This is a genomic window from Pseudotamlana agarivorans (assembly GCF_018860245.1).
In the GTDB taxonomy this organism is placed as follows: Bacteria; Bacteroidota; Bacteroidia; order Flavobacteriales; family Flavobacteriaceae; genus Pseudotamlana; species Pseudotamlana agarivorans_A.
The window spans coordinates 41116-65912 of sequence record NZ_JAHKPD010000001.1 but is presented as its reverse complement, the minus strand read 5'-3'; the positions used below and the strand labels follow the sequence as shown (position 1 = coordinate 65912).

Here is a 24797-nt window from a genome sequence, read left to right as displayed (position 1 = left end):
TTGTTAATTTGCAGTAATACCATATTTAACCATATAATACCGCATATAATTCAAATTAAAAATACGACATTACACAGTTAAATTGGTATAATAGAGTTTATAAATGACAGGACAAGTATACAAATCTACAGGCAGCTGGTACACGGTAAAAAATGAATTAGGGCATACCTATGAGTGTCGTATAAAAGGAAAATTCCGCTTAAAAGGTATAAAAAGTACCAATCCAATAGCCGTTGGTGATCTTGTCGATTTTGAATTAGAAACAGATAACAATCAGGAATCTGGGGTCATTCATAATATTCATGATAGAAGCAATTATATTGTTAGAAAATCGGTTAACCTGTCCAAGCAAACGCATATTATTGCAGCGAATTTAGATCAGGTTTTTTTAATGATTACCATTAATAATCCGCCTACCTTAAGTAGCTTTATAGATCGCTTTTTGGTAACGGCAGAAGCTTATTCGATTAAAACTGTTTTACTTTTCAATAAAATAGATGTATACGATAAGGAGACGCTAGATGAGGTAAGATACCTGGCGCATATTTATAGGAAAATAGGCTATGAATGTATTGGTGTTTCTGCGGTAACAGGCAAGAATATCGATAAGGTTAAGACGCTCATGAAAGATAAAGTGAGTATGTTTTCAGGACATTCTGGAGTAGGGAAATCAACCCTTGTTAATGCTATTGAGCCAACTTTAAATATTAAAACGAAGGCCATTTCCTCTCAGCACATGCAAGGGCAACATACCACGACATTTGCTGAAATGTTCGATTTAGATTTTGGAGCTAAGATAATAGACACTCCAGGTATTAAAGGTTTTGGTGTTGTTGATATGGATAAAGAAGAGGTTGGTGATTACTTTCCTGAAATTTTCAAACTAAAACAAGATTGTAAGTTTAATAACTGCCTCCATGTTAAAGAACCCCATTGCGCTGTAAAAAAAGCCTTAGATAATGATGAGTTAGAATACTCGCGTTATCGTAGTTATTTACAAATTATTGAAGGTGAAGATGAACACTACAGAACCGATATTTGGGATAAAGAATGAAAATAGTTATTCAACGTGTTTCTAAAGCCAGTGTGACTATTGCTGGTGAAAAAGTCGCTAACATCAATCAAGGGTTTTTAATTCTTGTGGGTATAGTTTCAGAAGACACCGCCGAAGACATTATATGGCTAACTAATAAAATAGTGAATCTTCGTGTTTTTGAAGACGACAAAGACGTTATGAATCATTCAATAAAAGATATTGATGGCGACGTTATTGTAGTGAGTCAATTTACTTTGCATGCGGCCACCAAGAAAGGAAATCGCCCAAGTTATATCAAAGCAGCAAAGCCAGATGTGGCTATTCCATTGTATGAAAGTTTTGTAAAACAACTTCATAAAGATTTAGGGAAACCCGTGCAAACTGGCCAGTTTGGAGCAGATATGAAGGTAGAACTTCTTAACGACGGACCGGTAACTATTATCATAGATTCTAAAAGTAAAGCATAATGGCGTCAATATTTGGTCATGGTATAGTTGGGTATGCAATAACCAAATTAGCAGATCAGAAAGATTTAAAATGGTTACTTCTTTTAGCTATATTTTCAACTATTTTACCCGATTTTGATGTTGTCGCATTCCGTTTCGGAATTCCATACGAGCATGTTTTAGGGCATCGCGGATTTACGCATTCTATTGTGTTTGCCTTTCTTTGGGCGCTCCTTCTTATGGTGACTTTAGGTAGGAGGAATAAAGCAATATGGTTTGTAGTAATTTTACTGGCTACTTTATCTCATGGCCTGTTAGATGCCATGACTTCAGGAGGAAAAGGCGTTGGTTTCTTTATTCCTTTTGATAATTCACGGTATTTCTTTCCGTTTACACCCATAAAAGTATCACCTATTGGGGTGGAACGGTTTTTTTCAGAGTGGGGTTTGAAAGTGCTTTTCAGTGAATTTGTTTATATAGTTATCCCTGTTTTTCTTATATTGGCCGTACGAAAAATTTTAAGAAACCATCTCTCAAAAAAGTAGCATTAATTTTTTTCAAAATAATAAGCTGTGATAAACTAACCATTTGTCATTTATGCTTACATACTAACGCCCTAAGATGAATTTAAAATTCTCTGTGAATATTTGTATTCTATTCACTACTATGCTGGTTTTCGGCCAAGAAAATCTATACCCAGTAATCACTATTCCTAGTGAGCTTTCAGCCAATTCTAATGCGGTTATTCGACTAAATGAACAATCTGTAATAATAGATTCAGAATCCGAAATGCATGTTCAAGGTAGAAAAATCATCACTGTTTTAAATAAAAGGGGAGACAGGCATGTCGATGCACATGTCTATTATGATCCTAATATTAAAATTAAGGACCTAAAAGTGTCAATCTATAATGCCTCAGGAATTCTCATTGATAAAATAAAGGAAAATGATTTTAAGGATGTAAGCGCTGTTCCTGGTGGTACACTTTATTCAGATTCTCGTGTAAAATATTATAACTACACGCCCATAAAGTATCCTTATACAGTAGAATTTAATTATGAAATTGTAAATAAAAACACCGCTTTTATTCGGTCGTTTATGCCGGTAAAAGATTATTTGGTAAGTGTAGAAAAGAGCAGCTATAGGATTACTTATCCTGAGCATATAAACATTAAGTCAAAGGAAAAGAACTTCGAGAATTTCAATTTAGAAAAGGAAGTAGGTGATGGTGAAATTTATTTTGAAGTTAAAAATATTGAGGCATTCAAACAGGAAGATTATAGTCCTGGTTTTTTTGATATTGCCCCGATGGTTCTGGTACGCTCTACAGAATTTCAATTGGAGGGTGTGCAAACAAAAGTTGAAAATTGGAATGACTTTGGAAAATGGATGTATCACGATTTAATTAAAGACACTCATGATTTGTCTGAAGCTACAAAAATCAAAATGCAGGAGCTGGTAAAAGATGAGCCAGACGATCTTTCTAAAGCTAAAAAAATATACGAATATGTTCAGAATAAATCCCGTTATATAGGTGTTCAAGTAGGTATTGGTGGTTGGAAACCCTTTAACGCTTCAGAAGTTGATGCTTTGGGATATGGCGATTGTAAAGGGTTAACAAATTATACGTTGGCACTTTTGCAGGCTGTAGGTATTAAGTCTAATTACACGGTGGTTTATGCTAGGGCATCCCAACGTAGTTTCGAACCCGATTTTGCTTCCATGCAAGGGAATCATGTTATTCTAAATATTCCTACGGAAGGTGAAGATGTTTGGTTAGAATGTACGAGTCAAAAACTGCCTTTCGGATTTATTGGTGTTTTTACAGATGATAGAGATGTTTTAGTGATTACGCCTGAAGGAGCACAAATTAAACACACAAAAAAATACACCGTTGAAGAGAATTTTCAAACCATTAAAGCGCAATACGAAGTGCAAAACGATGGAGGAATCTCTGCAAAGGTAAAAGTGATTTCAAAAGGAATTCAGTATGGCGATAAATATAATTTAGAAGTTGAAACCAAGCGTGAGTTAGACAAAGCTTATAAAAATCGTTGGAAATACCTTAATCGCATGGCCATTGATAACATGCATATTGAAAACAACAAGTCAACTGCAGAATTTATAGAAGATATCAATTTTCAGGCAGGAGGTTATGCTAAAAAAATAGGAGACCGCCTGTTGCTTACCTTAAATGCGGTGAATAGAAACACAGAGATTCCAGATAGGTATAGAAACCGAAAATGGCCACTTAAAATAAGTAGAGGTTTTAAAGATGTTGATGAGGTTGAAATAAAACTTCCTGCAGGCTATCAAATTGAAGCAAAACCCAATAATGCGCTAATCGAAAATAAATTTGGAAGTTATAAAGTTGAATTAGAAGAAAAAAATGAAAACACGCTCGTTTATAAGCGCGAATTCATAGTTAACGATGGTGATTTTCCTAAGGAAGATTATAGTGCATTCAGAAATTTTTATAAAAAAGTAGCACAACTAGACAACTCAAAAATAGCATTAATAAAAAAGAAATTATAATGAGAATCACTTTTAACCTATTAGCTTTACTTATTTCAATAACGGCATTTTCACAAAACTATAAGTTTGGAAAAGTATCTAAAGAAGAATTGCAAGAGGTCATCAACCCTATAGATTCATCGGCAACGGCAAGTTATTTGTACAAAAACAGAAAAACACATTTTCAATATTTACCCCAGAATGGATTTAACGTCGTTACTGAAGTTCACGAACGCGTTAAAATTTACAATCAAGAAGGTTACGAATACGCGACAAAGCAAATTGCACTGTATAAGAGTAGAAATAATGAAGAGGAAGTTAGTGGATTAAAAGCTTATACCTATAATTTAATAGATGGAAAAATTATAGAAGATAAGATGAGTAAAGATGCTGTTTTTAAAACGGAAACTTCAAAATATTGGGATCAGCTTAAGTTTACCTTGCCTAATATAAAAAACGGGTGCATCGTAGAATATCGATATAAAATATTTTCACCTTTTATAACAAATATTGATGAGTACGTTTTTCAAGAAGATATTCCTATTAAAAAATTAGAGGCCGTTTTTGAAGCACCAGAATATTTTGTTTACAAAAAGAATGTTAAAGGCTACTTACCTGTAACACCAAAAACAGAAAGACTAAATGATAAATTCGTGTATCATGGTGTAAGTAATAATACTGGGGAAGCTGGAACGAGTAGTGTGAAAAAGGAGAGGTATACTCAAGAAGTGACTCATTTAACAAATAAGACATCATATGATCTATTAAATATTCCAGCGTTAAAGGAGGAACCATATGTGAGTAATATTGATAACTACAGATCAGGAGTTAAATACGAATTGTCTTATACGCACTATCCTAATAGTTCGGTAGATTATTATTCTACGACTTGGGAAGATGTTGTTAAAACAATTTATGAAAGTTCAAGTTTTGGTGATGAATTGGATAAAAGTGGTTATTACGAAAAAGATATTGATGCGTTAATAGGGTCTATTTCAGATCCTGTTAAAAGAGCTTATTTAATATTCGATTTCGTGAAATCTAGGATGAAATGGAATAATTATCATAGTTTTTATACGAATCAAGGTGTGAAAAGCGCATACAAAGATCACGTAGGTAATGTTGCCGAAATAAACTTGATGCTTACATCTATGTTGCGTTATGCAGGATTAAGAGCTTACCCGGTTTTAGTAAGTACGAGAAGTCATGGTATCCCAATTTTCCCAACAAGAGAAGGGTATAATTATGTGGTAAGTTGCATTCGATTCCCTGAGGGAGACATGCTTTTAGATGCCACAAATAAGTATGCAGTTCCAAATGTATTACCAACAAAAGCATTAAACTGGCAAGGTCGAATGATTTCAGAGCACGGAGGGTCTACGTTAATTGATTTATATCCAAAGGAAAAATCTAAGAATACCATCTTCATGATGGCAAAATTGAAAGAAGATGGGAGTATAGAAGGCGCTTGTAGAACAATGAAAACGACTCATAAAGCATTGGAGTTTAGAGAAAATTATATTGGTGTTAATTTGGATGATTATTTGGAACGTTTGGAGAATAAATATGATGGTATGGAGATTTCAGATTATGCTGTAAAAAATGATTTAGATCTATCTCAACCAGTACGAGAGTCTTATAAATTTGTAAAAGAGAATCAAGCCGACATTATAGGTGATAAAATATATTTTTCACCGATGTTCTTTTTACGTGATACGCAAAATCCATTTAAATTAGAAAATCGTGAGTATCCTGTCGATTTTGCTTATCCTTCGGTAACCAGTTGTAAAATTATAGTATCGATTCCGGAAGGTTATAAAATTGAGAGTATTCCTGAGGCTGGAGCTTTTATGATGCCAGATGATTTGGGGCTTTTTAAATATAATATTTTACCTCAAGGGAATAAAGTGCAATTGGCGGTAGAAACTCATATTAGCGAATCTGTAATTACACCAGTTTATTATGCGGCATTAAAAACGTATTTTAGCCAACTCGTAGATAAACAAGGTGAGCAAATCGTTTTAAGTAGAATATAATGGACATAAAAAATGCGCAATTAATAGTAGATGAATGGATTAACGAGCACGGTGTTCGTTACTTTAATGAATTAACTAATATGGCACAACTAACTGAAGAAGTAGGGGAAGTTGCCCGTATTATCGCCAGACGTTATGGTGAACAGAGCGAAAAAGAAAGCGACAAGGATAAAGATTTAGGTGAAGAGTTAGCCGATGTTTTATTTGTCGTACTGTGCTTAGCCAATCAAACAGGAGTAGATTTGCAAAAAGCATTCGATAAAAGAATGGATAAGAAAGCAAAACGAGACCATGATCGGCATCATAATAACGAAAAATTAAAGTAAATTTACCGCTTCTCTAAAAAGAAATATCTCGAATATGCACTTTACGCTTCAAAAATCTAAAATAGCAAAACAATCTTCTGTTCAAATAACTGGTTCTAAAAGTGAATCGAACAGGTTGTTACTTCTTCAAGCTTTATATCCAGAATTTAAACTGGCAAATGTTTCAAATTCAGATGATAGTAATTTAATGACAAATGCATTAAGTTCAACCGAAACTGTTGTTGATATTCACCATGCTGGAACAGCTATGCGTTTTTTAACCGCTTATTTCTCCATTCAAGAAGGTCGTGAAACGATTCTTACGGGATCAAAACGTATGAAGGAGCGTCCAATTAAAATATTGGTAAGTGCATTAAAAGCCTTAGGCGCTAAAATTAGTTATGTTGAAAACAAAGGTTTTCCGCCTATAAAAATTAAGGGTAAAAAACTGTTAAAAAATAAGGTGTCCCTAAATGCTAATGTAAGTAGTCAGTATATTTCAGCCTTGTTGTTAATTGCTTCAAAACTTGAAAATGGTATAGAATTAACTTTAGAAGGTGAAATAACTTCAGTCCCTTATATTAAAATGACTTTAGCGCTTTTAGATGAAATTGGCGTAAAATCATCATTTGAAGGTCAGGTTATTACCGTAAAACCGATTACTGAAAAATTAACACCCAAAACCTTAACGGTAGAATCCGATTGGTCTTCGGCGTCTTATTACTTTAGTATTGTGGCCTTAAGCGACATTGGTACAGAAGTTACGATTTCATCGTACAAAGAAAATTCATTACAAGGCGATTCCGCTTTAATTGAAATTTATAAAAACTTTGGAGTTTCGGCGACTTTTGATGGAAATGCTTTAACAATAAACAAGGAAAGGCAAGGAGTTGATCGCTTGAATTTAGATTTAAGAAACGCACCAGATATCGCACAAACGATCGCGGTATCTTGTTTTGCCTTGGGAATGCCTTGCTATTTAACAGGATTACATACTTTAAAAATTAAGGAAACCGATAGATTGGTTGCCCTAAAAACTGAAATCGAAAAATTAGGAGGAGAGGTTAGAATTACTGATGAATCTTTACATTTAAAGGCTTCTAAAGATTTTAATAGTTTAGTGCCAATTGCAACCTATAACGATCATAGAATGGCTATGGCGTTTGCGCCTATGGCTTTAAAAGTGCCAATTATTATTGAAGATGCTATGGTGGTTTCAAAGTCATACCCTACATTTTGGGAAGACCTTGAAGCTATAGGGTTTCAAATAACTAAATAATAATCACCTATTTACTTGACAAGGCCTATTCGCAGATTGTATATTTGCAGCTTTCTCATAAAAAATAATAAACAACACCTATGAAATTATCAAACTTCGGTTTCGAATTACCTGATGAATTATTAGCAGAATTTCCTGCTGAAAATAGAGATGAATCTCGTTTAATGGTTTTAAATAGAAAAGAGCAAACTATTGAACATAAGATGTTTAAAGATTTGATCGACTATTTTAAAGAGGATGATGTTTTAATTCTGAATAATACTAAAGTTTTTCCAGCACGTTTATATGGTAATAAAGAAAAAACTGGCGCTAGAATTGAAGTTTTCTTATTAAGAGAATTAAATGAAGAGCAACGCCTATGGGATGTTTTAGTAGATCCAGCACGTAAAATAAGAATTGGTAATAAGCTTTATTTTGGTGATGATGATACGTTAGTAGCAGAGGTTATTGATAATACCACATCAAGAGGACGTACTTTACGTTTCTTATATGATGGGTCTTACAGAGAATTCCGTTTAAAATTAAATGAACTTGGTGAAACACCACTTCCTAAATATATTAAAAGAGACGTACAACCAGAAGATGAAGAGCGCTACCAAACGATTTTCGCTAAAAATGAAGGGGCTGTAGCAGCACCTACTGCTGGTCTTCACTTTTCAAAACACTTATTAAAACGCTTAGAAATTAAAGGTGTTAATTTTGCTGAGGTTACTTTGCACGTTGGTTTAGGGACTTTTAATCCAGTTGAGGTTGAAGATTTATCGAAACACAAAATGGATAGTGAAGAGCTTAAAATAGACGAAAAAGCGGTAGGTATCGTTAATAAAGGTATTGAAGAAAAACGTCGTGTTTGTGCCGTAGGTACAACCGCTATGCGTGCTATTGAAAGTGCGGTGTCTTCAAGTGGTCGTTTAAATGAAATTGAAGGGTGGACAAATAAATTTATCTTCCCGCCATACGAATTTAGCATCGCTAACAGTATGATTACAAACTTCCATACGCCAAAATCAACATTATTAATGATGGTTTCTGCATTTGCTGGTCACGATTTTATGAAACGTGCTTACGATGAAGCTGTAAAAGAAGGCTACAAATTCTACAGTTATGGTGATGCGATGTTAATCATCTAATTTGTAAAAACGTTAAAATATAATAGGAGCCTCTTTTTTAGGGGCTCTTTTTTTTTGCACACGATGAATGTATTCATTTCAAATCTGTATTCTAATTTGCTTTCACTATTTTTGCAACTCTTATGGCAACAGGAAAAAAAGACATACGCGCATTAACTAAAGAGCAACTTCGAGATTTCTTTGTAAAGGAAGGTGATAAAGCCTTTCGTGGCAATCAAGTTTACGAGTGGTTATGGCAAAAAGCAGCACATACTTTTGATGATATGACAAATATTTCAAAGGCAACACGTGATATGCTTGAGGCGAATTTCGTTATCAACCACATTGAAGTGGATACCATGCAACGCAGTAACGATGGTACCGTAAAAAATGCGGTGCGATTGCATGATGGCTTAATCGTAGAGTCGGTTTTAATCCCTACAGCTTCCCGTACTACGGCTTGTGTTTCTAGTCAGGTTGGTTGTAGTTTAGATTGTAAATTTTGTGCAACGGCACGTTTAAAACGCATGAGAAACTTGAATCCAGATGAAATTTACGATCAAGTAGTGGCGATTGATAATGAAAGTAGATTGTATCATAATCGTCCGTTAAGTAATATCGTTTTTATGGGTATGGGAGAGCCTCTCATGAACTATAATAACGTGATTAAAGCTATTGATAAAATTACTTCCGATGAAGGTCTTGGCATGTCACCAAAGCGTATCACCGTTTCTACCTCAGGCGTACCAAAGATGATTAAAAAAATGGCCGATGATGAAGTGAAATTCAATTTAGCCGTGTCTTTACACTCGGCTATTGATGAGGTTCGAACATCTATTATGCCATTTAATGAAACTTTCCCTTTAGAAGATTTGAGAGAAGCTTTAGAGTATTGGTACTTAAAAACCAAACGCAAAATAAGCTATGAATATGTCGTTTGGAATGGTATTAATGATCGTCAAAAAGATATTGATGCCTTTGTTAAGTTTTGTAAATATGTGCCATGTAAAGTAAATATCATCGAATACAACCCTATTGATGATGGGGAATTTCAGCAAGCTACCAATGAGGCCTTAGAAAATTATATTTCAACTTTAGAAAAGAATAGAATCGTGGTGAATGTGCGTCGCAGTCGCGGAAAAGATATTGATGCGGCATGCGGACAATTAGCGAATAAATCTTAAAAAATTATTTTCTATCACTTATATTTGAATACTCATAATTCCAACGTTTGAAAATAGTAGAGCAAATTAAACAACCTATAGCCTTTGAAATGGACCTTTTCGAGCAAAAGTTTCTGTTGTCAATGTCTAGTAAAGTCGCTTTACTTAACCGAATAACCACTTACATTGTTAATAGAAAAGGGAAGCAAATGCGTCCGATGTTCGTGTTTTTAGTGGCTAAAATGGTGTCCAATGGCGAAGTGAACGAGCGCACTTATCGTGGTGCTTCGGTTATCGAACTCATTCATACAGCTACTTTAGTTCACGACGATGTGGTAGACGATAGTAACCGTCGTCGCGGATTTTTCTCTGTAAATGCCCTTTGGAAAAATAAAATTGCCGTTTTAATTGGTGATTTTCTGCTTTCAAAAGGCCTCCTTTTATCTATTGATAATGGCGATTTTGATTTGTTAAAAATTATATCGATTGCCGTTCGAGAAATGAGTGAGGGTGAATTGCTTCAAATTGAAAAGGCAAGAAAACTTGATATTACTGAAGACGTTTACTATGAAATTATTCGTCAGAAAACGGCAACCTTAATCGCAGCATGTTGCAGCTTAGGAGCCGCTTCTGTAAAGCCTGAATCTACACATGTAGAAACCATGCGTAAATTTGGAGAACTTATTGGTATGGCTTTTCAAATAAAAGATGATTTGTTTGATTATGGTAGCGCTAAAATAGGAAAGCCTACAGGAATTGATATCAAGGAACAAAAAATGACTTTGCCTTTAATTTATGTGCTTAACCATGCTTCTAAAGCAGAAAAAAAATGGCTAATTAACTCCATTAAAAATCATAATAAGGACACAAGGCGTGTTAAAGAGGTGATTGCATTTGTGAAGGACAATGGTGGTTTGGACTATGCCGTTGAAAAAATGAAGCAATTTCAAAATGAGGCGCTTCAGCTATTAAATACATTTCCAAGTTCCGAATTTAAATCTTCACTAGAACTTATGGTTAACTATGTGATTGACAGGAAGAAATAGTTTATTAAATTGACTATTGACTATTGACTATTGACTATTGACTATTGACTATTGACGAGTACTTTCCTAAATAGAGTTGCCCGTTTTTATTTTTAACTTTTCATTCTTTATTGAAGACTCATTTATGTCTTTATTCGCCTAGTTGAAACCTGAAACTTCAAACAGATATACGCATTACTGCTGCTGGTTAGGCATATTTTTAAGACTTTGCCTATAACTGTTACGGTGTTTTACATGTTCGCCCTCATTTTGGGAGAAGGCCGTATCGTTAATAATGCTTTTAGTGGTATTAATTTCAACTTTTACAAATAAATCTTCTTCGGCTTGCCCACTATAAACGCCTTTTACAGGGGTGCAGTCCTTAAAATTTCGGCCTGCCGCAAGTCGTACATGGAATTGATTCGCAATAACATTATTTGTTGGGTCCAGTCCTAGCCAACCATAAAACGGCATGTAAACTTCCACCCAAGCATGAGTAGCACCTTCGCCTCTTGAATTATCATCATTAGGGCAGATGTAGCCACTAACATAGCGAGCGGGTATGTCTAACATTCTAACCAATTGAATGAGTAAAATGCTAAAGTCTTGGCACACACCTGCTTTTAATGTCCAGATATCATTGAGATTGGAGTCTACATTAGTGATGCCTTGAATGTATTTAAAGTTGTTAAACACATAGTCACAAAGTGCCATAGAAGCTTTAAATGGGGTGGTGCGACGTAGGCCTTTGCTTTCTATAAGGTTTGTGATTTCATGGGAGCCGTCAAAAGGTTTATAGTCTAAAAAATCCATGAATAACGGATTGTTTTTTAATTGCTTATAGGTGTCCCATTGTTGTTCCAACGGTGCTTGATCCTCGGGGAGCGACTTTTCAAACGTCACAGCTTCCACTTCAGAAATTATAGATAATTGAGTATGTGGTTCAATAATCATGAAGGTGCCAACGGTATTACCGTAGAAGTCCTTACGAGTTTCAATGGTAGGGTTATTGGTAATACTGAGGGTATGTGATGGAATGTTTTGATACGCATCTTGTATAGGATGAAGCATCATCTGACTGGCGGCATCATAAACTGAATCGCTATAGTTGTATTCCGTAATATGTTTGATATAAAATGTTGGCATAATGGTTAGGTTATTTCTGAAAAATAAATCTTGTTTATACTCATTGATATCTCATGAATATCCTGTTTTATTTCGTTTATAAAATGTTCGAGACCTTGTTTGTTAATGCTTTCAATAGAGGTGTATTTAATGGTGCTTTCAAGTTTTCCTAAAGAAAATTCAATGTAATTTTTATCGAGTTGACCACCTTCTATAAGTTTGCTAACACTAAGGTTTAATTTGTTCACGCAGTAGTACAGCGATCTTGGGAATAATTTTTCTTGAAAAACCATGGAAATAATATGGTCTTCTTTAAAAGCCGATTTATATTTTTTTAAATATAACTGATAACCGCCCATAGAAAGTAGTAGGTTTTTCCAATAAAAACTCTGTTCTAATTTATCTGTTGTTTTTGCTATTTCGGTGAGTTTAAGTTCAGTGAAATCGGAAACTAAAATCATACGCTCCAGAAACTTTCCTAAATTAAGAAAATAGTAAGGCGCCCCACGTTCTTGGGTAATATCCATAACACCGTAAAACATCAAATGGTAGTTTCTTAGGTTATCAAGAAAATCTATAGAGTCTTCATTTTTTAGTTTTTTGCGCAACCCTTTTTTTGTTAAAAAAAGATAATAATTGTTTACGCAAATCCATAACTCTCTAGATATATGCTCTTGAACACTTCTGGCGTTTTCTCTAGCCCTAGTTACAATATTTACAATTGAATTCGCATTATCTTTATTAAAAATCATGAAATCTAGACAATCCACGGTGTTTTCTGTGTAAAACGTATTATTAAAGTCACTGTAGTTTTTTATAATTGGCGTCCATGGAAAAAGCTCAGGTGAGTCTTGGTTGGCATAAAAATTTACTTTTAGTAAACTCAATATGCCATTGCCACGCTCCATGTACCTTTCTAACCAAATTAAATTATTTGCTACTCTGCTAAGCATATTTTATGTTTTAATTATTGAATAACCCAGGTGTCCTTGCTGCCACCACCTTGGGAACTGTTTACAACCAACGAGCCTTCTTTTAAGGCAACTCTGGTTAAACCACCCGGTGTAATATCTATACCATCTGGACCTGTTAATGCAAATGGTCTTAAATCAATACACCTAGGAGATAATACGCCATTAATACAACAGGGGGCTGTCGATAAGCTCAATATGGGTTGTGCAATGAAATTTTCAGGTTTTTTATTAACGGTATTGATGTAATCTGCGATTTCTTCATCTGATGCTTCGTGGCCCATAAGCATGCCATAACCGCCACTACCATCGGTTTTTTTCAATACCATTTTTTTGATGTTTTTAATAACATAAGCATAGTCTTCAGCATGGGCTAATTGATATGTTTTTATACTCTTTAAAATAGGTTCTTCATTTAAATAGTAACGAATCATCTCGGGTACATAAATATATATGGCTTTATCATCTGCAATTCCCGTTCCTGGCGCATTAACGATATTAACATTACCGTTTCGGTATGCTGCCATGATACCGGCTACACCTAAAGTGCTAGACGCGTTAAACTCTAAGGGGTCTAGGAAATCATCATCCACACGGCGATAAATCACATCTACGCGTTTTAAGCCACTAGTTGTTTTCATGAAAACCACATGGTCTTGGACCACTAAATCACTGCCTTCTACAAGTTCAATACCCATAAGTCTGGCTAAGGTGGTATGCTCATAATATGCCGAATTGTAAATCCCTGGTGTTAAAAGCACAATGTTCGGGTCACTTTGGTTGGAGAGTGCCTTAAGCTTCTTATATAATAAATTAGGATAATCTGAAACGGGTCTAATATTATTTTTAGGTAATATACCTGGAAAAATGCGTTTTGAAATCTCCCTGTTTTCAAGCATATAACTCACACCTGAAGGGGTGCGTAAATTATCTTCAAGTACGTAGAATTCACCATCGCTATTTCGAATTAAATCTACTCCAGCAATATGAACATAAATATCATGAGGCACTTTAACGCCCTTCATTTCACGAAGAAAGTAAGGGCAGGAGTAAATAAGTTCGGCAGGGATAATACCATCTTTAATTATAAATTGATCATGATAAATATCTTTAATAAATAGGTTTAACGCTTTTAAACGTTGTTTAATGCCTATATCGATGTGTTCCCATTCAGAAGCTGTAATGATTCTAGGAACAATATCAAATGGAAAAATCTTCTCGACCCCTTCTTTATCGTTATAAACCGTAAAAGTGACACCTTGACTCATAAATAATTGCCGCGATAGTTCTTCCTTTTTGTATAATACCTTGGTAGAGGTGTTGCGCAGGTAATCATTAATGATTTCGTACTGTGAGCGAATGTTGGATGTATCGCTATACATTTCATCCCAAGTGTTAGGAAGTAATTGGTATGAAGAAAATAATTGTTTGTTAGTCATCAGCTTGACTTTTTTTAAAGATAGTTAATTTTGAATTAAATTCAATGAATTACAGTGTTATCAAATAATTAATCTGTAAAATTCAAAAAACACTGATAATAATATTCGTAAATTAGATTTTGGACTCTAAAATTTGTGAATTATATATTTTTGGTCGTCGTTTTATAGTTGAAATTGAAATTATGATTCAACTCAGTTTATGCTTAATTTTACAATCGGAATTCTCTAATATTGCAATTAACTTATAAAACTAGGCCTTGATATCACCATCATCCATAGATCAAATATTTGAAACTTCTCGTGTAGAGGAAGTTATTGGCGATTTTGTACAATTAAAAAAGGCTGGGAGTAATTTTAAGGGATTAAGTCCTTTTAGCGATGAACGCTCACCTAGTTTTATGGTGTCTCCTGTTAAGCAAATTTGGAAAGATTTTTCAACAGGAAAAGGCGGGACCGCGGTTTCATTTTTGATGGAACATGAACATTTTACCTATCCGGAAGCCTTAAGGTATTTAGCGAAAAAGTATAATATCGAAATTGAAGAAACGGTACAGTCCGACGAGCAAAAGGAGAAAGCAAACGAAAAAGAGAGCTTGTATCTGGTAAGTGAATTTGCTAGTGAATATTTTAAAAACATACTACATAAAACCGATCAAGGCAAGTCTATCGGACTTAGTTATTTTAAAGAACGTGGGTTCACCGAAGAAACTATTAAAAAATTCGATTTAGGATATTCTTTAAACGAATGGCGAGCTTTTACCGATGAGGCCTTGAAAAAAGGTTATAATATTGATTATTTAGCCAAAACAGGACTCACCATAGTTAAGGAAGATAAGCGCTTCGACCGATTCAAAGGCCGCGTGATGTTTCCAATAAAGAGTATGAGTGGTCGCGTATTAGGTTTTGGTGGACGGATACTCATCACCGATAAAAAAGCGGCGAAATATGTAAATTCACCAGAGAGTGAAATTTATTATAAAAGTAAAGTTTTGTATGGTATTCATTTAGCCAAACAAAGTATAGCTAAAGAAGATAATTGCTTCCTAGTTGAAGGGTATACCGATGTTATCCAGTTTCATCAAACGGGAGTTCACAACGTCGTGTCTTCTTCTGGAACGGCTTTAACCTCAGAGCAAATTAGGTTAATTAATAGGCTTACAAAAAACATTACGGTACTTTTTGATGGTGATGCTGCAGGGATGCGTGCTTCCCTTCGTGGAATTGATTTAATTCTAGAACAGGGTATGAATGTTCGGGTGTGTACTTTTCCAGAAGGAGAAGACCCCGATAGTTTCGCCAAACAAAATACACTTGAAGAATTAGGGACTTATCTTAATGAAAATGCCAAAGATTTTATTCAGTTTAAGGCTTCTGTTTTATTTGAAGATTCAAAAAATGATCCTATAAAAAAAGCTGAAACAGTTCGTGATATAATAATGAGCATTTCCAAAATACCAGACCGTATTAAACAGGAAATCTATATTCAGGAATGTGCGCGAATCATGGATATAAGTGAGGAAGTTTTATTTACTACTTTGGCGCAGCTTGATAAAAAGGAAACTCAAGAGGAACATAAAAAAACACAATCTGATCAAAAAGCTTTTGAGGTTATTAAACATGAAGCCCCACAAGAAAAGGTTGATGTGCAATACATTTTAGAGCGTAAAATTATTGAGCTTTTATTACTTTACGGAAGTAAAACAAAGGATTTTGAAGATCTGGTTTTTAAAGAAAATGAAAAGGGGGAGTTGGAATTAGAACCGGTAATTCAGCAAGCTAAAGTTTTTGAGAAAATATTTTTAGACCTACAGGATGATGAAATGGAATTTAGTAATCCGCAGTTCAAAATACTTTACTATACGATTATAGATAGACTAAATCAAGATGCAGCGTTTGATCTAAAAACTTTTGTGAATTCAGTAGATCAGGATATGGCTAATGAAATTACCACTATTTTAATGGAGGATGAGCGTTATAGTCTAGACGATTGGAATCGTATGGATATATTTCCCAAAGAAAAGGAAGTGACTATTGCCCAAATAGTAAGTGAAACGATATTGAGTTTACGTTGTTTCTTAATCGATCAAAAAGTAAAAGGCTTCCAGCAGGAAACCTTACAAAACAAAATAGACACGAATAGAAATATACTTGAAGAAGTAAAAGACTATTCGAGTCTAAAAATGTTGTTGTCAAGAAAACTTAACCGGGTTTTATAACTCCTGCGTTAATTTTGCTTGGTTTACTAAATCTACCAAGTTCGTTACTTTTAATTTGCGCATTAAACGGGCCTTATAAGTACTTACTGTTTTTTCGTTTATATCTAATTCTTTAGATATTTCTTTGTTTTTCTTACCAATAGTTAGAAGTTTTAAAACTTCAGATTCTCTGGTTGAAAGTTTTTTGTAAAATGCACCACCTTTGTTTACTCTAGAACCAAACGCTAATTGTTGGGTTAAATCGTTACTTAAGTAAATACCACCGTCATGAACTTTCATTATAGCCTCATTAATGGTAATTACATTAACAGATTTGTTTAAATAACCTGCAGCGCCAGCTTTTATAGCGTTAATGGCATAAACTTCTTCTGGTTGAGCACTAAAAATAATGGTTTTAATGTCCGGGTAGTCATTCTTTAAATACCGTAAAACTGTTAACCCGTTTAATCTTGGGAAATCAGTTTCAGTAAGAATAATGTCTACGGGGTTTTTCTTTACAAATTCGAGGATGGCGTCGCCATCGTCTACGCTACCAACAATATTAATGTTGGGTGATGCCGAGAAAAGTACTTCGAGTCCCTTTCTGGTAATCGGATGATTGTCTGCTATTAATAAATTTATCATAATCAAGAGAGCTTTTTTAAATATAACTAAGTTAGAGAGCAAGTTATATTGAGAGATTAAGCTTACCGCAAAAGTAATGATTTTTTACATTAATTGCAATTCTTATGACAAATTTGTAGGTATTTCGCAGATTGGTATAGGAATCATTTTGTGTTTGTTGGCATTATTTAAACGTTTGTAAATGTTAAACACTTCCTGTTCTCTGTCAGAAAAGTCGCTTAAAACCTTGCCTTCAGCGTCTTTTTGCATCGCCCATTCAAGCTCTGGATAACTGGCTCCAATTTGATCTTCATCACTTCGAGCATCACCAAATAATCCATCACTAGGGGTTGCATTTAAAATCGATTCTGGTACATTTAAGGCTTTTGCTAATTCAAAAACGTCAGATTTCATCAAATCGGCAATCGGACTTAAATCCACACCACCATCGCCATACTTTGTATAAAAGCCCACTCCGAAGTCTTCAACTTTATTTCCTGTTCCAGCAACAAGCAAACCGTATAATCCAGCATAGTAATATAAAGTAGTCATACGTAAACGCGCTCTTGTGTTGGCCAAAGCCATGTCTACGGTAGCTTGGTCACCATCAAAAAACACCTCAGTTTTAAATTCTTCAAATACAGGAGTTAAGTCGGTACGTGTCTCACTTACATTATCAAAACGCGCTTTAAGCTGTGCTATATGTTCTTGTGCTCTAGAAACATGACTTTCAGCTTGATGAATAGGCATTTCAATACACAAAACATTTAGTCCTGTTTTGGCGCATAATGTTGAGGTTACGGCAGAATCAACTCCTCCAGAAATCCCTATTACAAAACCATTTACTCCAGCTTTAGTTGCGTAATCTTTTAGCCAATTTACAATGTGATCAATTACTTTTTCTGTTTGCATTTTAAATGAATTTAAGTCAAAGAATAGTACCTTTGCAAACAAAAATAACCCAAACACTTAATTTATAAAAATTTATGAGCTTTAAGTTTTTAATGAAATTATTGATGGTGTTTGTTTTAGCGGCAATGATTTCTTGTAAAACTGAAGATGCTCTAGAAAATGAGATTGCTCAAATAAACACAGATATTAAGGTAGAACGTTTCGATAGGTTATTTGCGAAAGTAACACCAGAAGGTTTAGAAAATTTAAAATCGGATTATCCCTTTATGTTTTCAAATCGCTATCCAGATGAATTTTGGATAGAGAAAAAGTCTGATTCCTTACAAATCGAATTGTTTAATGAAGTTCATAAATCATTTGCTTCCTTTGAAACTTCAGAGTTTGAAATTGAATCCTTGTTCAATCATCTGAAATACTATTTCCCAGAGTTTAAAACGCCAAGATTGATAACCGTTACCAACGATGTTGATTACCGAAACCGTGTTATTGTTACCGATACCATTGCTGTAATTGCATTAGATGCTTATTTGGGTACCGATCATAAATTCTACGGAAGTATTCCGACGTATCTTCGAAAAAGCCTTAACCCAGAACAAATTGTTGTTGATTTGGCAGATGCTTATTCCGAAAAATACATTTATCAGGCTAAACGTAAATCCTTATTAGATGAAATGATTTTCTTCGGAAAGCAACTCTATTTCAAAGATGCTGTTGTACCATTTAAATCTGAAGCTGAGCGTATTGGATATAGTCAGGTACAATTGGACTGGGCCAAAACCAATGAAAGTTATATTTGGCGTTATTTTGTTGAGCGAGAACTTCTTTACAGTACCGATTCCAAATTACCCACACGATTTATAAACCCTGCGCCTTTTTCAAAATTTTATCTTGAAGATATTGATGCCAATTCACCAGGGCGTGTTGGACAATATATAGGATGGCAAATTGTGCGCGCCTACATGGAAAATAATGAGGTGACTTTAAGAGATATGCTGATAAAAAATAGTGAAGACATTTTTAATAATTCAAAGTTTAAACCAAAAAAATAATGGCTAATACACACCAATCTAAAATAGAACTTAACGTAGAACTTGATGAAAACCGTGTGCCGGAAAAGTTGCATTGGACAGCTGAAGATGGCGGTATCACCAATGAGGAGGCTAAAGCAATGATGCTTGCCGTTTGGGATTCTAAAACAAAAGAGACTTTACGAATCGACTTATGGACCAAAGATATGCCAGTAGACGAAATGAAAGTGTTTTTTCATCAAACATTAGTAGCGATGAGTGATACATTTTACAAAGCCACCCAAGATGATAAAATGAGCGCAACAATGAAAGATTTTAGTGATTATTTTGCTGAAAAGTTGGAACTTAAAAAAGACTAATCTTTCAAAGTTTTAGCTTCTTGAATTTCTTTTTCCAAATGGTCTAAATAAAGAATGCCATTCAGGTGATCAATTTCATGCTGAAAAATAACAGCAGTAAATGCTTCTATCGTTTCTTGCTTGTGTTCGTTCTCCATAGTGTCGTATTCGATTTCTATTTGATGAGATCTGCAATTTAATACGTCACTACGGTTAGGGATGGATAAACAGCCTTCTCTTACAGATTGTTTATTCTTGGAGTATTTGGTGATTTTCGGATTTAAATACACTTCAAAGGGGATGTTTTCTTTATCAAAACGTTGCACCCAAATAATATTTTTTAAAATGCCAACTTGGGGTGCGGCAATACCAACACCTAACGATACACTATCTCTAACTGTTGCAAAAAGTCTGCTTACAAAATGTTTAATATTTGGATTGTTGGGGTTTGCTTTTATTTTACTACTTCGTGTTCTAAGTAATAGGGAATCTTCTGGGTTTGTAATTTTATAAACACGCATAGGTGTTAAACTATCGGCACTCATGATAAGCTTAGTTTCATTTTCCGTAAATGAATGAGAAGATGAACAACTAACTGATACCAATAGGGTAAATAACAAATACAGTAGTGATTTGTTGAAGTGGAAAATTGATTTTGAATAGACGTATTTCTTTATTCTAGTAAAGACACAATAATAAATTACCATTCATTAATTCTATTGGAGTCTAATTTCACAAAAATGAATATTAATATGGTAAATGCCCAAAGTCCTGAACCACCGTAGCTAAACATAGGTAATGGAATACCAATAGTTGGGATTAAGCCCATAACCATTCCGATATTTATCATAAAGTGAATGAAAACAATGGCAGCAACACTATAACCGTAAATTCTACTAAATTGAGATTTCTGTAACTCTGCTAAATGGAGTATTCGCAATAGGAGTAAAACAAAAGTTATGACTACCATGCTACTTCCTAAAAAGCCCCATTCTTCACCAACAGTACTAAAGATATAATCGGTATGTTGCTCAGGTACAAATTTCCCTGTAGTTCTTGTACCTTGCATAAACCCTTTGCCCCAGAGTCCACCTTTCCCTATAGCTTTCTCAGATTCATTAAGGTTATAAGCAAAGGTTTTTTTCATTTGATCAAGTTTGATCGGGTCTTTTTCAAGGTTTAACCAAAGACTTATTCTATCTTTTTGATGGGGTTGTAATACATTGTTGTAAAATAATTTAATACTAAAAGACACGGCAATGGCAGCGGCTAAGAACATGGCAATATAATGTATTCGTAATCTTTTCTTACTGAAAAAATAGATAGCCACAGCTACAAGAACAGCAATGATAGAAGTTGCTATAGCCCCAAATTTTAATGATAAAATCGCGATTAAAATTAATGATACGGCTATGTTTAAGTAATATTTTGGTAGACCTTCACGGTATAAAACGAAAAAGAATGCGCCGTAAACTATCGTACTACCAGTGTCATTTTGTAATAAAACTAATATTGCAGGCGTAACAATAATAGCAAAGACCTTGATCTGGTCTTTAAAGAATGTCAAATTAGTGTTTAAGTCACTTACATACTTCGCAACTGCTAGTGCGGTGGCGGCTTTAGCGAATTCACTTGGTTGGAGGGTGAAACTACCTATGCCATACCAGGAGGTAGCTCCATTTACATTTTTACCAAAGGCAAATAAGCCAACGAGTGAAAGCATAGAAACAATAAAAATAATACTGGCAAAACGTTCGTAAAATTTAGCGTCAATCGCCAGCAATAGCGTAATTAATACCATCGTGCAAAAGATGAAAACGAGTTGTTTTCCAAAAGGCTGAGAAAAGTCGAAATAATTTATCTCGGTTCCCACATGCGAAGCCGACAATATATTAAGCCATCCAAAGCCAACTAAGCAAAAGAAGAGTAGAATTGTAATCCAATCGAATTTAAAGTATCTATTCGTTTCTCTAACCATTTATTTTTCTGGGTTATTAATTTTTTCAAGTAAGGCTCTTAATTCGGTGTATTCTTCGTTATCTACTACCTGAAAAGCAGAACGACCGTTTATTCCGAAAGGTTTTCCTGAATAAGGTTTAGCATATTCGTTCTCTAAGCTATGTTTAAGAATCCAGGTTTCTAAATCGGTTCTAGTAATGCTGTCTTTTAAATGTTTTTCTATCATTAAACTGGCAATCTTACCAGCATAACGGCTTCCCCAATATCCATTTTCAACAAAAACAGAGATCGCGATTTTCGGATTTTCTTTAGGAGCGAAGGCTAAAAATATCGAGTGATCTGTTAATTGCATTTTAACACTATCCAGTTTGATGAAATTTTCAACCGTACCTGTTTTTCCACAAATATCGATGCCTTTAACTTGTAATGAGGCTGCAGTTCCTCGTTTGTAAACCTCATGCATGCCTTCAACAACAGGGTCAAAATGTTTACTATCAATCGTAGTATACTTAGGTTTGGTAAATTGCTCAGGAAGGGTTTCGTCCTCAATATTTTTTATAATGTGTGGGGTGTAAAAATAACCTCTATTAGCAATAGCAGCTGCCATGTTTGCCAATTGTATGGGTGTTGTTGCTACCTCACCTTGACCAATAGCGTTTGATACGGTATAGGTAGAATAGAATGTTTTTGGATAAGCATATTTATAGTATTCGCGATTTGGAATTCTTCCTTTCTGACCAACATATAAGTCATTGTTTAAGAATTTACCCAATCCAAAACTTTTGGCATGATCACTCCAAACATCGATCCCTTTGGAAGCATTACCATTTTTATCAAGTATCTTTCGGTACACGGTAGCAAAATACGCATTACAAGAATGTTGTATTCCAGATATCATGTTATTTCTTGTTCCACTAGCACAGTGACATTTCATAAAACTTCTACCGTAATGGTAACCGCGATAACAAGTTACGGTCTCTTTAGGCGTCATGACACCTTCTTGTAAAGAAATTAAAGCATTCATTAATTTAAATGGAGAACCAGGAGCGTAAACCCCTTGCAAACTCCTGTTAAAAAGAGGTTTTGCTATGGAATCATTATAAAGTTTAGTGAAGTTTTTAGAACGATCTCTTCCAACTAATATATTCGGATCGTAAGTTGGAGCAGCCACCATAGCTAATATTTCACCCGTAGCAGGTTCTATTGCAATAACACCACCACGTTTATTACGCATTAAAAGCTCACCATAAGCTTGTAAATCGGAGTCAATGGTAATGGTAATATCTTTGCCCGGTTCTGGGATGGTATCAAATTCCCCGTTTTTATAAGGCCCTATATTCCTGTTAAATCGGTCTTTTTGTATGAATTTAATTCCCTTTACACCACGTAGTGTTTTTTCATAAGAAGCCTCAATCCCTTGTTTTCCTATTAAATCACCCATTCTGTAATAAGGGTCTTTTTCAATAGTTCTATTGTTCACTTCTCCAAGGTCTCCAAGGACGTTTGCTCCAATATTGGCCTCGTAATGTCTTAACGAACGTTTTTGGATGTAAAAGCCATGAAATTTACGCATTTTTTCTTGTAGAACTGCGTAGTCTTCCTTAGAAAGATGTGAAACAAAAACAGATGGTAATCTTGGTGAATAGTGTCTCGCCTTTTTGTACTTATCTAAGAATTTGTCTTTATCTATTTTTAAAAGGTTACAAAATTCTATAGTATCCAATTCTTCAACCTCTCTAGGGATGATCATGACATCATATGAAGGCTGGTTCGAAACTAATAGCTTTCCATTTCTATCGAAAACAAATCCTCTTTTAGGGTAATCGTAAACTTTTCTTATGGCGTTATCTGCAAATAGACTGTGTGATCCCGTAGTATAAACCTGCAGGTAAAAGAGTCTTGAAATGAATATTAGACCAACAACGATTATAGTAATGAAAAGTAAAAATTGTCTCATTTAAATTTTTTACTAAATATGATAGTTAGTATGATGCTTAATAAAATAGTGAAAATACTTGAAAATAATGTTTTTTCAAGTATTAATAAAATCTTAGAAAAGCTAAATATTTCCAAGGAAAATAAAATAAAATGGTGAGTAACAGTAAGTAGTGTGAAATAAATGAGTTTTGATGTAAACTCCACCATATTAAATTTTATAAGTTGATGTTCGAACATCGTCCCGAAGGCAAACTTTAGAAATACAGGTCTAGCATAGGCAATAAACACAGAAGCTCCAGCGTGGATTCCTCCAGAATCTAGAAAGATGTCTAAGATTATTCCTAATAAAAAACTCAATATAATTAGCGTAATGCGGTTGTTTTTTATTGGAAATAAAGCAATAAATAAAATATAGATATAAGGGTTTATATATCCTAAAAAATTGATATGGTTTAATAATAAAACTTGTAGTACTATTAAAACAATAAATCGTACGGTATGTATGGATAGAATACTATTCATCTGTGCTCTCCCTTTGTAAGCTTTTAATTTCCTCTGAATTTAAATTTTCAATGATATAAACATGTTCAATATTGGTCATATCGTTGAATAATTTAATTTGGACTTCATAATAGTTTTCGGTTTGATCTAATTTAAAATCGTTAACAACACCTATTTGAACCCCTTTAGGGAAAATAGAAGATCTTCCTGATGTAATAACGGTGTCTCCTGGTTTTACAGGAGCGACTTTTGGGATATCTATAAGTTTTATAAATTCGGGCGACAAACCTTCCCAAACTAAAGTACCATAATGATTTGTTTTCTTTAATTGCGCACTAATACGACTTGTAGTATTTAAAATAGATAAAACACTGGAATAATTCGTGCTGGTTTTTTCAATGATACCAATAATTCCTTTGGAAGAAATAACCCCATAATCTTGCTGTATATGATCAACCTTACCTTTGTTTAAAGTAAGCACGTTATTTGTAATGGAGTAACTGTTTTTTATAACCTGAGCACTATATACCCGATAGTCTGTGTTGTATGAAGCCGTATCGATGTATGTTGAATCCCCTAATACGCTCTGGTTGAATAATAAATCACGTAATGCACGATTCTCTTCAGCTAGTAAATCATTTTGATCATTTAAATCCAGGTAACGGCTAATGTGATGAAAAGATTCATAAAAACCACCTGTAAGGTAATTAGCCGAATTTATAAATTTACTAGTATGATACGAGTGTGATAAAATAGTAAACGCAAGAGCGATACAAAACAGAAGCAAAAACAACAAAAAGTTTTTAAACCGAATTATAAAATTAATAATTTGTTGCATGGTGTAAATTCAGGAT

The 24797-nt window shown here is 34.3% G+C and carries 23 protein-coding genes; 13 read left to right on the top strand and 10 right to left on the bottom strand.

From position 1 onward, the window contains the following. The first annotated feature begins 103 nt into the window (after positions 1-103). From rsgA to KO493_RS00235, 10 genes are all read left to right on the top strand, one after another. A complete protein-coding gene (rsgA, locus tag KO493_RS00280) occupies positions 104-1054 on the top strand; it encodes a ribosome small subunit-dependent GTPase A (RefSeq protein WP_216065956.1) in 951 nt (316 codons plus the stop codon). Then, entirely contained in the window at positions 1051-1503 is a 453-nt protein-coding gene (gene dtd / locus KO493_RS00275) for a D-aminoacyl-tRNA deacylase (RefSeq protein WP_216065955.1), read from the top strand. The genes rsgA and dtd overlap by 4 nt, the downstream gene beginning before the upstream one ends. Further along, positions 1503-2027, top strand: a complete 525-nt coding sequence (locus KO493_RS00270) for a metal-dependent hydrolase (RefSeq protein WP_216065954.1) — start codon at positions 1503-1505, stop codon at positions 2025-2027. The genes dtd and KO493_RS00270 overlap by 1 nt, the downstream gene beginning before the upstream one ends. A gap of 76 nt (positions 2028-2103) precedes the next feature. Continuing rightward, the gene (locus KO493_RS00265; protein ID WP_216065953.1) at positions 2104-4017 is read left to right on the top strand and encodes a DUF3857 domain-containing protein; all 1914 of its coding nucleotides are present in this window, start codon (positions 2104-2106) and stop codon (positions 4015-4017) included. Beyond that, complete coding sequence (locus tag KO493_RS00260; RefSeq protein ID WP_216065952.1) at positions 4017-6032, top strand: DUF3857 domain-containing protein; 2016 nt, start codon at positions 4017-4019, stop codon at positions 6030-6032. The genes KO493_RS00265 and KO493_RS00260 overlap by 1 nt, the downstream gene beginning before the upstream one ends. Next, positions 6032-6358 (top strand): nucleotide pyrophosphohydrolase, encoded by a 327-nt coding sequence (locus KO493_RS00255; RefSeq protein WP_216065951.1) that lies wholly within the window; start codon positions 6032-6034, stop codon positions 6356-6358. The genes KO493_RS00260 and KO493_RS00255 overlap by 1 nt, the downstream gene beginning before the upstream one ends. Positions 6359-6392: 34 nt before the next feature. Beyond that, positions 6393-7616: a 3-phosphoshikimate 1-carboxyvinyltransferase gene (locus tag KO493_RS00250; protein WP_216065950.1), complete on the top strand. Its 1224-nt coding sequence runs from the start codon at positions 6393-6395 to the stop codon at positions 7614-7616. 80 nt (positions 7617-7696) lie between these two features. Beyond that, positions 7697-8746, top strand: a complete 1050-nt coding sequence (gene queA, locus KO493_RS00245) for a tRNA preQ1(34) S-adenosylmethionine ribosyltransferase-isomerase QueA (protein WP_216065949.1) — start codon at positions 7697-7699, stop codon at positions 8744-8746. Between the two features lie 122 nt (positions 8747-8868). Next, a complete protein-coding gene (gene rlmN, locus KO493_RS00240) occupies positions 8869-9909 on the top strand; it encodes a 23S rRNA (adenine(2503)-C(2))-methyltransferase RlmN (protein ID WP_216065948.1) in 1041 nt (346 codons plus the stop codon). A gap of 47 nt (positions 9910-9956) precedes the next feature. Then, positions 9957-10934 carry a polyprenyl synthetase family protein gene (locus KO493_RS00235; protein WP_216065947.1) on the top strand — a complete coding sequence of 326 codons (978 nt, stop codon included), beginning with the start codon at positions 9957-9959 and terminating at the stop codon, positions 10932-10934. 174 nt (positions 10935-11108) lie between these two features. Here the strand turns inward: KO493_RS00235 and KO493_RS00230 are convergent, their stop codons facing one another. The 3 genes from KO493_RS00230 to KO493_RS00220 are packed head-to-tail and all read right to left on the bottom strand — an operon-like array spanning position 11109 to position 14448. Beyond that, entirely contained in the window at positions 11109-12059 is a 951-nt protein-coding gene (locus KO493_RS00230; RefSeq protein WP_216065946.1) for a transglutaminase family protein, read from the bottom strand. 5 nt (positions 12060-12064) lie between these two features. Then, positions 12065-12991, bottom strand: coding sequence for an alpha-E domain-containing protein (locus KO493_RS00225; protein WP_216065945.1), 927 nt, complete (start codon positions 12989-12991; stop codon positions 12065-12067). 14 nt (positions 12992-13005) lie between these two features. After that, positions 13006-14448 carry a circularly permuted type 2 ATP-grasp protein gene (locus tag KO493_RS00220; protein WP_216065944.1) on the bottom strand — a complete coding sequence of 481 codons (1443 nt, stop codon included), beginning with the start codon at positions 14446-14448 and terminating at the stop codon, positions 13006-13008. Between the two features lie 257 nt (positions 14449-14705). Between KO493_RS00220 and dnaG the strand changes: the two genes are divergently transcribed. Then, a complete protein-coding gene (dnaG, locus tag KO493_RS00215) occupies positions 14706-16664 on the top strand; it encodes a DNA primase (protein ID WP_216065943.1) in 1959 nt (652 codons plus the stop codon). Here the strand turns inward: dnaG and KO493_RS00210 are convergent. Together KO493_RS00210 and nadE are read right to left on the bottom strand one after the other, a co-directional pair. Continuing rightward, positions 16659-17288: a response regulator gene (locus tag KO493_RS00210; protein ID WP_216065942.1), complete on the bottom strand. Its 630-nt coding sequence runs from the start codon at positions 17286-17288 to the stop codon at positions 16659-16661. The two genes, dnaG and KO493_RS00210, sit on opposite strands and share 6 nt — an antisense overlap. A 102-nt stretch (positions 17289-17390) precedes the next feature. Continuing rightward, a complete protein-coding gene (gene nadE / locus KO493_RS00205; RefSeq protein WP_216065941.1) occupies positions 17391-18179 on the bottom strand; it encodes an NAD(+) synthase in 789 nt (262 codons plus the stop codon). A 74-nt stretch (positions 18180-18253) separates the two neighbouring features. Between nadE and gldB the strand changes: the two genes are divergently transcribed. Next, entirely contained in the window at positions 18254-19228 is a 975-nt protein-coding gene (gldB, locus tag KO493_RS00200; protein WP_252723118.1) for a gliding motility lipoprotein GldB, read from the top strand. Next, the gene (gene gldC / locus KO493_RS00195; protein ID WP_216065940.1) at positions 19228-19566 is read left to right on the top strand and encodes a gliding motility protein GldC; all 339 of its coding nucleotides are present in this window, start codon (positions 19228-19230) and stop codon (positions 19564-19566) included. Before gldB ends, gldC begins: the two co-directional genes overlap by 1 nt. Here gldC and def read toward each other — a convergent pair. From def to mreC, 5 genes are all read right to left on the bottom strand, one after another. Further along, complete coding sequence (gene def, locus KO493_RS00190) at positions 19563-20090, bottom strand: peptide deformylase (RefSeq protein WP_252723117.1); 528 nt, start codon at positions 20088-20090, stop codon at positions 19563-19565. The genes gldC and def overlap by 4 nt on opposite strands. A gap of 155 nt (positions 20091-20245) precedes the next feature. Continuing rightward, a complete protein-coding gene (rodA, locus tag KO493_RS00185) occupies positions 20246-21523 on the bottom strand; it encodes a rod shape-determining protein RodA (RefSeq protein WP_216065938.1) in 1278 nt (425 codons plus the stop codon). After that, a complete protein-coding gene (gene mrdA, locus KO493_RS00180; RefSeq protein ID WP_216065937.1) occupies positions 21524-23461 on the bottom strand; it encodes a penicillin-binding protein 2 in 1938 nt (645 codons plus the stop codon). Continuing rightward, positions 23458-23964, bottom strand: coding sequence for a rod shape-determining protein MreD (locus KO493_RS00175; protein WP_216065936.1), 507 nt, complete (start codon positions 23962-23964; stop codon positions 23458-23460). Before KO493_RS00175 ends, mrdA begins: the two co-directional genes overlap by 4 nt. Further along, complete coding sequence (gene mreC, locus KO493_RS00170) at positions 23957-24781, bottom strand: rod shape-determining protein MreC (RefSeq protein WP_216065935.1); 825 nt, start codon at positions 24779-24781, stop codon at positions 23957-23959. The genes KO493_RS00175 and mreC overlap by 8 nt, the downstream gene beginning before the upstream one ends. Between the last annotated feature and the right edge of the window lie 16 nt (positions 24782-24797).